Raw genomic sequence first — 13,455 nt, forward strand, 5'->3', positions numbered from 1 at the left:
TGATGAATCACGCAACAAGAAATAGTCGGATTTACTGAGTATTTTTTATTTCCATTCTATATGTAAACGTATACTCAAACTTTTGTTCAACTATCAGCATAAAGCTGTTCTTTGCTTTCTCAAAAGCAAAACTGTTGAACTTTGGTATTTAATTTCCAAGTAAACGTTTACCTATATTTGGAATAAGCATGGAACTGTTTTCTCGCTCTCAACACTGAAATTTAGGAGAGACCAATTGAAAACAGTGTGCAACCGTTTACATAAGGGTGGTTGTACAAAATGCTTGACATCTTGTAAGTGAAATTATTTTTAGGAGGAGTGAGAACGTGGTTAGAAAAATGAATAAAGGAAAAACGAATAAAGTGTTGAGCCTTATTCTAGCAATTCTGATGATATTTACATCAGTTCAATTCACCATGGGCACAAAGGCTGAGGCCGCCGCCCCCGATAGCTTTGACACGGCGACAGGTACGTTGACATTAAATGGTACTTTTGTCGCAGGTGTGTTAAAGACTCAAATTGACAACCTTTTTAACACTCTAACACCTAAGCCTGCATATTCCGAGATTAAAGTCTTAATTATCACGGCAGGCGTCGTCGGTGTTGGGAAATCAGCTGATGGCAATGACACAACGGCACCGGGAATCATTCCAAGTTTGACAGGTCTTGTGGATTTTCAACTTATTGGTACTGCAACAACTCAAAGTGGTCAAAATGTCAACACGAAGAATACCACACCAACTAACCTTTTTACCTCAGTCAACAACAATTTAAAATCTGTTAAGCTTGATAACGTAACGACGTTAAGCTCAAGTACTTTCACAGGTATTGCCAGCTTAACAACATTAGTCATTCCTAAAGTTACATCCCTGAGTCCCTCAGCGTATCCGAATTGTCCCAATCTTACATCTATTACATCAGGCGTCGTGGTAGCACCACCTCCAACTGGCGATGCTGTCATCACATTTGATGGTACGAACAACAGTAAGGCTCTTCTGGATCTTTTGGCCGAAGCTGGATATGACTCCACGGATCCCGCTAAGGCTGCTCTTCTGAAGACACTTGTAATAAAATCAAGCAGCGGCGCAAAGAAAGTGTTTGCAAATAGCGACTTTAACCCTACTACGGGTAAATCTTTCAGCAATTATAAGAACCTTACTTCGTTCACAATAGAAAAACCCATTGATCCTACTTTCCTAACATGGAGCGGCAACAAATTACCGAATAACGCCTTTAAAGGGCTTACAAGCCTAAAGACAGTGAAAATAGGCATTGATACTTCCTACATCGGTTCATCCGCGTTTCAGGGTGATATCTTACTTGAAACAGCCGAGTTTGGCTTGACTCGCACGCTGGGTCCGCTAGCTTTTAGTGGCGATATCAGCCTTAAATCCATCACTTTTAATAAAACTTATCTTCCGATTGGGCTTGATGATCTTGTTGGTCCACCACCTGCACCGGGCGACTGGTTTTATGGGGTCGATACCGACCATCTCATCATTCGTGTGCCCACTGTTTCCGTAGACCTTTTTATTAACGATGGAGACTGGAGCGGTATTGGTGACAATGGTGTAATCGTGATGTCAAATGGCGACGATGCTGAGCAGGATGCTGGCAGCGGACCAGCCGCAACCCAAACAGTTACCATAAATACGTACTTTGCTCCTAAATCTCTGAAGAGTGCGATTGACAGCTCTAATTTTACGGGTACTAACTATGGAGATATCCGAGTTCTTACCATCAATGCAGGCGAATTAGACCCTACTGACTGTGCTTTTATTGCTTCCAACCTTACAAAGCTTGAAGAACTCTATGTCGTTGGCACAGCTAATTTCGTAGCTGCGACCATTCCCAAGAACGCATTTGAAGGTAATCGATATTTGAAAAAAGTCCAAGCGGATAACGTAACGACAATCGGAGTAAAAGCATTTAATCTATTTGAAAATTTAACTGAAGTCAACTTTCCAAATGTAACAACGATAAGTTCCCAAGCGTTCGCCCAAACAAAGGGTTCTAGTGCCAGCAAGCTTACGACGGCAAGATTTCCCAAAGTAAAAAAAATCGAACAAAGAGCTTTCTACTTTTGTATGAATTTGACGGATTTATACTTAGGAGACGTACCGCCTGAGCTTAATGTACCTGATGGCAAACAAGGCTTATGGTTCAATTTTGTGACACACATGACTATTCATGTGCCTAGTTTAGCTGTATACAATGAGTATATTAAGCTGGAAAATAGTGATCAAATTGACTGGAGCGCGATGACATTTGTTGCTGATAATGGTGACTCTTTACCCGTAATAACACCGGCGGCACCTTATATTGATGCAGATTATAACTTCCTCCGTGTGGATCAAACGGTGCCGTATTATAACGGTGATTATAAGTTAAGTCTCAATATGTACACCTTTAACTCGAATATCAACTCATTCTTGCAAGGTCGTACATCACCGACTCCAATGACAGCACTTGAGGCTATTCAATGGGCGCATGATCATGGATTTGATGCTGTCGACGTCACTTGCTATTACATTCCAGGGTACAGCAATACGGCTATGCCTACAGAAGCTCAGATACCAGCAATCCTTGCCTATGCCAAACAAATTAAAGATCTGGCCAGCAGTTTGGGTATTGCGATAAGCGGGACGGGTATTCAAAATAACTTTGCGGACCCCAATCAAACGAGACGTGATTTGGATATTATGCGCATTAATTTTTGGACGCAGGTTGCGTCTGAAATGGGTGCGCCTGTGATCCGTGTGTTTTCTGGACCTCCTCCTGTTGACATTGCGCGCACAGGCTGGGCGACAATCACACATGATCGTATTGTGCCTGCCATTCAGCAAGTTGCCGATTATGCAGCAGCAAATTATCCAGATGTTCAAATTGGTGTTCAGAACCACGGCGATATGTTAGCAACGGCCAACCAGGTTCTACAGCTTGTGCAATGGATCAACAGATCTAATGTTGGCATTGTGAACGATACAGGGTACTACAGAGATTTTCTAAATGTCGACGCGTCACAATACGATTGGTATAAGGATATTTCACTTGTCCTTCCCTACTCCAACAACTTTCAGGTTAAGAAAAAGCCTGGTGGTGCCGAAACAACGGAGCTTATGGATTTGAATAAATTGTTCGGGGTCATCCGAAATAGTCCGTATCGTGGTTATATCCCAGTTGAACTATTATGGCTTCCCGGTGATGACGGCTATCCGAACGTTCTAAGTACACCACCTTACGATGAAACATCAAGGTTCCTTCAGTCGATGAAAACGGCTATGGCCGATACTAAGCATGCGCCTTTCCCTGATTTGAGCAATATTAGTTTGTCATCGGGCGCGTTGAACGAGACATTTGCTCGGGCAAAACAAAGCTATACACAAAATGTAGCCAACAATATTCTGAGCTTGACGCTTACCCCAACGGTAGTTGATGCAGAAGAGAGTGTCACAGTAAATGGAACGACCGTTATAAGTGGTCAGCCAAGTAAAGCTATCGCGCTGAACGTAGGGGAGAATATCATTACTGTGGTTGTGACAGCTCAGAATGGTACCCCGAAAACCTACACGGTTACAGTGACTCGTGCATCTGCACCTACAACGCCGCCTAGTAATGGCAATGGCGGAGGAGGAGATACAAGTGACACAGTAATCTCAACGGATGGTAATTTAACGCTACCAACAGGTAAAATCGGTGAGGTTAGTTTGGGTGATGGGATCAAAATCTCCATTCCTGCCGATGCCTCAGGTAAGGAACTGAAACTAACAATTGAAAAAGTGTTAGACACGCAAAAGCTTCTAACGGAGAAAGATGTTCTAGCCAGTCCAATCTATGAGATTTTGAAAAACTTCTCAGAGAACTTTAGCAAACCTGTAACGCTGAGCTTCGCTTTTGATCCAGCCAGCTTGAAGAGTAATAAAAAAGTGGCGGTATTCTACTACGACGAAGTGAAGAAGACATGGGTGGAAGTGGCCGGAAGTAAAGTGAACGGTAATCATGTTACGGTAGAGGTCAATCACTTTACCAAATATGCTGTATTCGCCATTGATCAAGCAGCGGAGAAACCAACTACAGATAACCCTACGGATACGAAACCACCTATTCAATTAAGTGATATCGTTGGGCACTGGGCAGAGGTTAACATCAAGCAAGCAGTGAGCAAAGGAATCGTCAGTGGTTATCCAGACGGCACATTTAAGCCGAATCATACGGTGACACGTGCGGAATTTGCTGTGATGCTGATGAATACGTTGAAGCCGCAGGGAGAAGGAGTGGCGTTGAGTTTCACAGATACAGCGAAGATCGGAAGCTGGGCGCTAAAAGCTATTACGCAAGCTGTTCAAGCAGGTATTATTCATGGCTATGAGGACGGCAGCTTCCGTCCGGACGCGGAAATTACACGCGCAGAAGTGGCAACGATGCTCGCCAATGCTATGGGTCTGGCCGTTGATGCCGAATCGACAACCGACTTCACAGACGACAACGATGTTCCTGCGTGGTCCAAGGGTGCAGTAGCGGCGATGAAGAAACAAGGACTGATAGAAGGCAAAGGCGCTAACCAATTCGCTCCTACAGACTCAACAACGAGGGCTGAGGCTGTAACGGTCTTGCTCAGACTGGCCAACAAGAGCAACTAATCAAAATCAGTTGGAAGGCGGAAAAAAGGGTTACTCTGCGGCAGTCAAATAGACTGCCTGAAGAGTAACCTAAATTCTTTTAGGAATTTTAAATAGCAAATTCCAACAGTTTCTGTAAGTCAATTCAAATGATTCGCATTAGACAAAAAACGACAAAAAATACCTTGACAGCAATTGGGATATGGGATTAAGATATAATTCAGGAAACGCTTACAGTGATCAAGTAAACGTTTACCTTAAATAAGTAAACGTTTAACTAAAAAGAGGAGGTATTTTCATCAGAGAGATATTAAACATGAAATACACGATCACATTAGAAGTAATTAAGCCGAGTTTTCAAGTGAGCTTTGTCGTGTTAAACGCTAATAAACTAATCCATTAGGAGGAAGTAAAATGAAAAAACAACAGATCATTATCGGTGTTGCCGCAGTAGCCATTATCGGATTAGCAGTAGGTTGGCCGAAGATTTCACCTATGTTCAAGGGTGCGCAAGCCCAGTTCCCATCTAAAGATATTACTTTAATTGTTCCTTATGCTCCCGGGGGCGGAACGGATCTTACAACTAGAGCCGTAGCAAATGAAATGTCCAAAGCACTAGGTAAAAATATTAGCGTTGTCAATACACCAGGAGCCAGTGGTTCTGTAGGAACGATTAACGTCTGGAACGCTCCGCATGACGGTTATACCATTATGGGTAACGGCTTTATGTCATTTTCAAGCTATCCGGTTATGGGCTATACAGAGCAAACGTATCGCGATTGGAACATTTGGATTGCAGCCTTCTCTCCTAACATTATTGCTGTGAAGCCAGATTCTAAGTACCAGGATATCAATCAGTTGATTAAAGGTTTGAAAGACAATCCTGGGAACGTATCCATAGGAACAGCAGGTGTTGGTACAGGTGGGCATATCGCCAGTGAAGTACTTAAATCAAACCTTGGGTTCACATACAAGCATGTCCCTTATGCAGGAGGCAACCCTGCTATCGTAGCTACAATTTCTGGTGAAGTCGAAGTGGTGCCTCAATTGTCTATGGAAATGGTTGATATGATTCGTGGCAAAAAATTAAAAGGGCTTGCTGCTTTGACAGATAAACCACTTGCTATCGAAGGTGCTGATCCCATCCCTTCCATAACGCAAGTTGCACCAGAATTGAAATCCGTTGTCCCACTTGGTGAAGCGTTTGGTATTGGTGTACCGAAAGATACGCCGGCTGACGTAGTGAAGAAAATTGATGAAGCCTTCAAAAAAGCAGTGGAAAGTGATAGTGTCAAGAAGTTTGCTGCAGAAAAAGGTGTAGAGATCCTAGGTCTCAGTGGTGATAAGGCTCAGCAATATGTAGAGAAGCTCGCTTCGACTGTGGACTGGGCATTATATGATGGCGGAGTTGCCAAAATCTCTCCTGAGAAATTTAACATTAAAAAGCCAACAAAATAAATTTGATAGAAATAAGGTGAGCAACAGATGGAGAATAACTCAGGCACAACGGCAGGAACGCCTAAACATCTGGATTTCATAACGTCAATCTGTTTGTTTCTAGTTTCGGTTTATATTGTAGCGGATAGCTGGATGATGATAAATTCGGTCGGAGGGCCAGTATACTCATCACCAGGACTGCTGCCGATTATTATTGGAAGCATGTTGATGCTGTGCACGATTGTGTTATTTATTAAAAGTGTGAAAAACGTGGGTTTTAGTGGCAACTTACGAGCGATAAGTGAATGGTTTGGACCATTTTTCAAGGATGCAGATGTACGTAGTATGTTTACAGGKATCCTTATTATTGCTGTGTATTGTTTTGTCTTAGTGCCGAGGTTGCCTTTTTTGTTGTCATCGGTGATCTTCATGGTGTTTCTGATGAAAGTATTAAATGCGGGATCGTATTTGAAAATCATTTTGACTGCGGTTTCCGTAAGCATTTCGTTATACGTACTTTTTGAAATATTATTTAAAGTTCCTTTATTCTAAGGAGAGAAGGCAAACAAAATGACACTGCATTATACACTTGAGGCTTTATACTCTCTGATGTCTCCTGTTAATTTAATTACACTCGTTCTATCTGTATTTTTTGGATTGATTGTGGGTGTACTACCGGGATTGACCTCAACGATGGCTATTGCTCTTTTGACTGGTTTAACGTATAGCGTTTCCGCGGAAACAGCTATTTTGTCCCTTGTAGGTGTGTATGTCGGCGCGATATCGGGTGGCGTTCAAACCGCCATCTTGCTGAATATACCGGGCACACCTGCTTCAGCGGCAACAGCGCTTGACGGTTATAAGATCGGACAGAGAGGTGAAGCTGGCTTAGGTATTTTCCTCGGGAATTTCTCCGCTTTCCTTGGGACACTATTCGGCGCTGTTTGCGTCTTGGTGCTAAGCCCCATGCTTTCGAAGATCTCCTTGAAGTTCGGTTCGTGGGAATTTTTCTTGCTGGGCTTGTTCGGAGTTATCATTTGCGGTAGTTTGACTTCTGGCGGAAATGCAATCAAAGGATGGATTGCCGGTGCGCTGGGTTTGTTCGTATCACAAATCGGGTTAGACGGTATAAATTCATACCCGCGTTTTTCATTCGGCAGCGTGGAACTGATGGCAGGGCTTTCATTGGTTCCCATCATGATTGGCTTGTTCGGATTCCCTGAAATTGTGAATTCCTTTAAGAAGCAGCAGATTAAGGTTCCTACGGAAGTCCTTGATCTGCGAGTCAAAAAGGGGTTAGGCATCATTAAGGGAAATACGCCAACGATATTTCGTTCGGGTGTGATCGGAGTTCTTATCGGGCTTGTCCCCGGAGTTGGCGAGGACGTGGCAGGCTGGTTATCGTACTGGGCGGCAAAAGTTCGCAGTAAAAAGAAAGAATTATTCGGCACAGGTTCTTATGAGGGCGTTATCGCTGCAGAAACAGGAATTAATTCCACCATCGGCGGCCATATTATTCCCTTATTGACCTTGGCCATTCCCGGAAGTACTTCTTCGGCCGTATTGCTTGCAGCTATGTGGCTTCATGGTTTAAGACCAGGACCATTAATGATGACCGAATCGCCAGGGTTTATATACTCCATGAGCTTGTACTTGACAGCAAGTGCCTTTGTTATGTTGTTCTTAGGACTCCTAATCTCCAGATATACGGTAAAGGTACTTCGAATTGATAAGCGCATCCTGATGCCAGTTATCTTTGTTATTTGTGCCGTAGGTTCGTATGTTATCGATAACAAGATTTCAAGTATTTATATCATGTTTATTTTCGGTATTATTGGGCTACTGATGTCCAAGATGAAATTTCCAGCTTCCCCGTTTTTGCTTGGGGTCGTTCTCGGACCTATGGTGGATACGAACTTAAGACGTGCAATGGTTCTGTCTGGTGGCAGTCTAGAGCCGTTGTTTACAAGACCTTTATGTTTAGTTTTAGTCATCTTCATTTTGCTTTTAGTTTTATCGCAGTTTAATGCATTTAATAAGGTAAAAGGAATGTTCACAAACAAGAAGGACATTGCAGCGAAATAATAGAGAGAGAATAGAGATTCTGCCCACTTCCTGGTCAGGAGACGGCAGAGTCGATTATTCTTCTAGGAGGAGTAGAGAGATGAGCAAAGAAAAGTATGGGTTTGCAATCATTGGAGCGGGCGTAATTGGGCATATTCATGCACAGCGATTGTTAGATGTTGATAAAGGGAAATTGGTTGTTATTTGTGATCTGAGCGAAGAAAAAGCCCGTGAGTTCGGTGAAAAATACGGCTGTGAGTGGTCCTGCAACTTAGATGAAGTGCTCGCTCGTCCTGATGTAGATATCGTAAATATTTGCTTGCCAAGCGGCATGCATGCAAAGTTTACTATCGCTGCTGCACGTGCAGGAAAACATATTATTACGGAGAAGCCAATCGATATTACGGCAGAGAATGCTTTGAAAATGATTAAAGAATGTCGTCAAGCGGGAGTTAAGTTAGYCGTTATTTCACAGCATCGTTTACAACCTTCAACCCAGCAAGTGAAGCAGGACATTGAGAGCGGTAGGTTTGGGAAATTAGTATTGGGATCTGTAGCGATCAACTGGTACCGTTCGCAAGAGTACTATGATAGTGGAGCTTGGCGTGGGACCTGGGCATTTGACGGGGGTGGGGCATTAATGAACCAAGGAGTTCACTCGATTGACGTCTTGCAGTATTTAATGGGGCCAGTCGAGAGCGTGTATGCGCATTGTGAAACATTGGGTCATGATCGAATCGAAGTTGAAGACGCTGCTGTAGCCACTCTACGTTTTCGCAACGGAGCTATTGGTACAATAGTAGCCACCACTTGCGCTTATCCGGGTCTAACAGCGCGTATTGAAATATTTGGAAAAGACGGAAGTGCCGTTATTGATGGCGATGAGCTTGTATTTAGAGTATTAAAGTCTGAAGTGGGAGAAGCGGATTCTCATGAGAAACCTGCCATTTCAATGATTAAAGGTGGAGCAACAACCGCTGGTGACCCTGGTGCAATTGAAGGAACAGGTCATATTAAACAAATGAATGACATGATTGCAGCGATTGAAGAAAACCGCGAGCCTGTCATTAATGGTGAAGAGGGGTATAAACCGCTGGAAATTATCTTGGCGATTTACGAGTCAGCTCGTACAGGTCAGTCGGTTACACTTTCAAACCAAGTTACCGTGTGTTAATAAAATGTTAAACTTCAAGTAAACGTTTACCTACTAAAAGACTAAGGCCGACAACACACTATGTATTGTAGTGAGTTATCGGCTATTTTTTAAAGCAACGATCCCAATGCCTCGATGATAAGATGACCTAGATGTGATTGCATTGCTCATTTTTACATTCAATTTAAGGGGGGATTAACTTGAGAATGACCATTCGATTAAAGCTTATGTCAGGATTTCTAGCACTTTTATTTTTATTTCTAATTGCCATCACATGTAATATGTGGATTCAAGAAAGAGTAAATACCTTAACGAACGAAATCATGGGTAGCAAAAATGAACAATCTATTTTACAAAAAATTAATTATTTAGTCCGCACGACGAATGATGATGGTGGCAGGTATTTAATGAGTTCAACAAAGGAGAACAAAGAGAGATATAAGTCCTTAATGGATAAGGACATCGAAAACGTTTCTGAACAATTAAAGCTAATAATCAAAGGCCATTTCCATGATAACGAGCAGTTAAAATCAATTACAACCTTTGATAATGAATGGAATACATATATTCGAGGAATTGATGCTTCTTTCAGTGCTGTCCAAAGCAAGGGGGCCCAAGCGGCTCAATCTATGTATACAGAGGTTCCTTTTGATCCTGTAATAAACTCATTAATTACCTATAATGATGGCTTATCGGAATTAATTTTAACGCAAGATGCGGCTATTGTTACTTTCAAGTCTTTTGTCAGAAAATTCAATATTACCATAATCATTGTTACTTTTTTAATTGGGATAGGGCTTGCATTATTGATATCTGGAAAAATAGTTAAACCTGTTCTTCAAGTGAATAGGCAATTAAAGGAAATTGCTGAGGGAGGTGGAGATCTAACAAAGCAAATTATCGTGAAGTCCAAAGATGAGATCGGTGATTTAGCTCTTCATTTTAATCAAATGATCCATAATCTCCGGATGATGGTGCAACAGGTAGGTACTACTGCACATCAAATAGCTTACTCTTCTGAGCATTTAAACGCTTGTTCTCAACAAACAGGTCAAGCAACGGAACATATTGCTTTTAATATGCAGGAAATGGCTGTTAGATCTGAAAAGCAAGTACTAAGCTTGAGCGAAAGCGTAACAAGGATAACCAAAATGTCGGTGGGCATTCAGCAGATTGCTACCAACATTCAGGAAGTATCGAAAACGTCCACGGTATCATCTGCATTCGCACTCTCAGGTAATGAAGCTATACAATCGGTAGTCGATCAAATGAATTTTATTAAGCTATCCATTCATGGTTTAGCAGGAATCATTCATAATCTTGGAAAACAATTATCAGAAATTGATCAAATTGCCGTAGTGATTACGGATATAGCTTCACAAACCAATTTATTAGCACTTAATGCGGCAATTGAATCCGCGCGTGCTGGCGAACAAGGTAAGGGATTTGCGGTAGTCGCAAATGAGGTGAAAAAACTTTCGAAGCAATCAGACAGCTCGGCCAACAAAATTACTGAACTTATTCACGATCTTCACATTGAAACGGATAAAGCGGTTTTATCTATGGAAAAGACGCTTATTGAGGTAAATGAAGGAACATCTGTTATTAATCAAGCAGGCGAATCTTTTGAGAAGATCCAACGATCAGTCAATGGTGTGTCAAGGCAAGTTGAGGGAGTTTCTACAGCCATTGAACAAGTGTCGGCTAGCGCACAAGAAGTAGTCAATTTGATAAACATCGTTTCACAGCAATCAGAAGAAACTGCATCAGGTACACAAAGCGTCTCAAGTGCATCTGAGGAACAGTTAGCCTCTATGGAAGAACTCTCATCTTCAGCAACGTATCTTGCTCAAATGGCGGAAGAACTACAAACGTTAGTAAGGAAATTTAAAGTGTAACTTTTTTGAAAGTAAGTGAGTCAAGTCGAAGACTTAAACTATTCGTATAGTGAGAATTCGGCTTTTTGCTCTGTATTTCTACGGGGAACAAAGGCATAACTTTATGGAGTATGAGGCCTTATGCTTATAATGTTGATAGGTGTATGTCCGAGCCATGACAATTTTCCGTTAACGTAAAGAATTGTGTGTATAGACCTTGACTTCAACTGGAAATATACCTAGAATTAGTCGAAAAGGGTTGTGTTTTTTTATTAATTCTAGGGAGAATTTTATATTAGAAAGTAAACGTTTACCTTATGTTGAGGAGGGGAAATGGTGGTTTTAATCGATAAACCGAAAAAAAAGAAATATGCAACACTTAACGATGTAGCCAAGTTGGCAGAAACTTCAATTGCCACTGTATCATATATTCTCAATGATTCCAATAAACGTTATGTAAGCTCAGAGTTAAAGGAACGGGTGATTCAAGCGGCTAAAGAGCTCAATTATATGAAGAGTGCCGTAGCTAGCAGCTTAAAAGGCAAAGAACGTGGCATACTTTCCGTTCTGATTCCGCAGTTCGATAATCCTTTCTTTACTCGAATCGTCGTTGTTATTGAGGAAGTAGCTCGAAGCAGAGGATACTTTGTTTCAATCAGTACAACTGTAGATGATATGGAGAGAGAACGGGAAATTATTAAAAAAATGATCGAACAGCGCGTGGATGGAATAATTATTAGCCCAACCATTCAAGGGACTGAAAATACGGATCATCTACGCAGCTTAGGTATACCATACGTTATTTTGGAGAGACCATTAATTGGCGTTGATCAATATGATTTTGTTGGTTGCGATAACTKGAACTGTGGTTATACCGCGGCAAAACATTTGATTGAAAATGGACATACCAATATCGGATTTATTGGATGGGACACGTTTATTAATGTCCAAGAGAGGAAATTGGGGTTTCTAGCTGCCATGAAAGAGCATGGTATTGAGGTCAAACCGAAGTGGATTCAATTAGGCGGTCTTGGTGCGGAGTGGGGTTACCGGTTAATGCCAAATCTGCTGGATTCTCAAGTAACCGCAGTTGTGTTCGGCCACCATACATTAGCTGAGGGGGGAGTTCAATTACTAAGAGAACGCGGGGTAGGAATACCTGATGATCTGTCTACCGTCATTATTGGTACCCCAAGTTGGACGCAGTTGAATGTACCTAAATTTACATGTATTGACCAGTCAGAACGACTCATTGGAGAAATGGCCGCTGACGTCTTGCTTAGTAATGTTTTAGAAGAAAACGAAAGTAAGCCTTGGCAAACACTAAAAATTGCTTGTGAACTTCTACCCGGAGAATCGGTAAAAAAAATAAATTAATAAGGAAAGCTCTTGGAAGACGAAGGCCACTGAAGAAGGGAGGCATTTTCTAACGCTAGATATTTGAAACGAAAAAAAACGGCACTTACTCCCTGTTTTTGGGAGCAGGTGCCGTTTTTTTACACAGTAATGCCCTGTTGGTTTATTAGTTTTTAGTCATTCAGTTTCAATATTCGCTTCAGATTCACTGCAAAAATCCCCATCGCTCCTTGAAGCTCCATCCCTCCAATCTTGTAGCGTTCTTTGGATTTCTCCTTGAAATGCTCACTTTCCTGAGATGCAATTTGCTCAGTATGCTCTTCGGATTAATACTTACCGAATACGATTTACTTTTCGCGTCTGCCTTGTAGCAGCCTTCTTGAAAAGGGCATCGCTTGCATTTCTCTACGTCAAAATAGTAGGTATCGGTTTGGTTTGTCCCAACACCTTTTTTTCCTTGCTGCGCTTTTCGGATTGCCATATGACCACATACTCAAATCCCACATGTAATCACCTTGGATAAAAATCCAGTATATCCACCAGCCATACAAGAATTAATAAATGAGGAATCCTTAACAAAAGAAACCTTGATTAGACAGACAAAGTATCTTAACAACATTGTGGAGCAAGATCACGGGTTTATAAAGAAAATCACAAAACCAATGCTTGGCTTCACATCGTTAGTGGGGTAACTGGCAGATTTTTGTGAATCTTTGCACCATAACCCAATGCGTTATATTGATGGTAAGGGCTGGCGCATCGATGAGCGGATTGAGATAATTCATTAAGTTAAATCTATCTAAATATAGTCATTATTTTTATCTAATAACTATTATCCTGAATTACGAAAGTCAGTTTTAGCTTGGAGTATCCTAAAAAGGGCAGATGAATGATGACTGACGGTTGGTCGGTTCGAAAAGATGGATTAAATATTTTTGAGTTGACAACG

Annotated in this window: 7 protein-coding genes and 2 pseudogenes; 8 read left to right on the forward strand and 1 reads right to left on the reverse strand. The window is 41.6% G+C overall.

Going from position 1 to position 13,455, the window contains the following annotated elements:
• Positions 1-326 precede the first annotated feature (326 nt).
• The 7 genes from AB4114_RS14960 to AB4114_RS14990 all read left to right on the forward strand — a co-directional run bounded on the left by AB4114_RS14960 (position 327) and on the right by AB4114_RS14990 (position 12,527).
• Positions 327-4,640: an S-layer homology domain-containing protein gene (locus AB4114_RS14960; RefSeq protein WP_441989148.1), complete on the forward strand. Its 4,314-nt coding sequence runs from the start codon at positions 327-329 to the stop codon at positions 4,638-4,640.
• A 393-nt stretch (positions 4,641-5,033) separates the two neighbouring features.
• The gene (locus AB4114_RS14965; RefSeq protein ID WP_441989149.1) at positions 5,034-6,077 is read left to right on the forward strand and encodes a Bug family tripartite tricarboxylate transporter substrate binding protein; all 1,044 of its coding nucleotides are present in this window, start codon (positions 5,034-5,036) and stop codon (positions 6,075-6,077) included.
• A 27-nt stretch (positions 6,078-6,104) separates the two neighbouring features.
• The gene (locus AB4114_RS14970; protein WP_441989150.1) at positions 6,105-6,608 is read left to right on the forward strand and encodes a tripartite tricarboxylate transporter TctB family protein; all 504 of its coding nucleotides are present in this window, start codon (positions 6,105-6,107) and stop codon (positions 6,606-6,608) included.
• A gap of 18 nt (positions 6,609-6,626) precedes the next feature.
• Complete coding sequence (locus AB4114_RS14975) at positions 6,627-8,141, forward strand: tripartite tricarboxylate transporter permease (protein ID WP_441989151.1); 1,515 nt, start codon at positions 6,627-6,629, stop codon at positions 8,139-8,141.
• A gap of 79 nt (positions 8,142-8,220) precedes the next feature.
• Positions 8,221-9,294 (forward strand): Gfo/Idh/MocA family protein, encoded by a 1,074-nt coding sequence (locus AB4114_RS14980; protein ID WP_441989152.1) that lies wholly within the window; start codon positions 8,221-8,223, stop codon positions 9,292-9,294.
• Positions 9,295-9,479: 185 nt separating this feature from the next.
• Positions 9,480-11,171 (forward strand): methyl-accepting chemotaxis protein, encoded by a 1,692-nt coding sequence (locus tag AB4114_RS14985; RefSeq protein WP_441989288.1) that lies wholly within the window; start codon positions 9,480-9,482, stop codon positions 11,169-11,171.
• Positions 11,172-11,483: 312 nt separating this feature from the next.
• The gene (locus AB4114_RS14990) at positions 11,484-12,527 is read left to right on the forward strand and encodes a LacI family DNA-binding transcriptional regulator (protein ID WP_441989153.1); all 1,044 of its coding nucleotides are present in this window, start codon (positions 11,484-11,486) and stop codon (positions 12,525-12,527) included.
• A gap of 152 nt (positions 12,528-12,679) precedes the next feature.
• Here AB4114_RS14990 and AB4114_RS14995 read toward each other — a convergent pair.
• Positions 12,680-12,993 (reverse strand): annotated as a pseudogene (locus tag AB4114_RS14995) (transposase); the annotation flags it as partial.
• Positions 12,994-13,006: 13 nt separating this feature from the next.
• Here AB4114_RS14995 and AB4114_RS15000 point away from each other — a divergent pair.
• Positions 13,007-13,186 (forward strand): annotated as a pseudogene (locus AB4114_RS15000) (DDE-type integrase/transposase/recombinase); the annotation flags it as partial.
• Positions 13,187-13,455: the final 269 nt, after the last annotated feature.

It is taken from the genome of Paenibacillus sp. 2RAB27 (genome assembly GCF_052115445.1).
GTDB lineage: Bacteria > Bacillota > Bacilli > Paenibacillales > NBRC-103111 > Paenibacillus_E.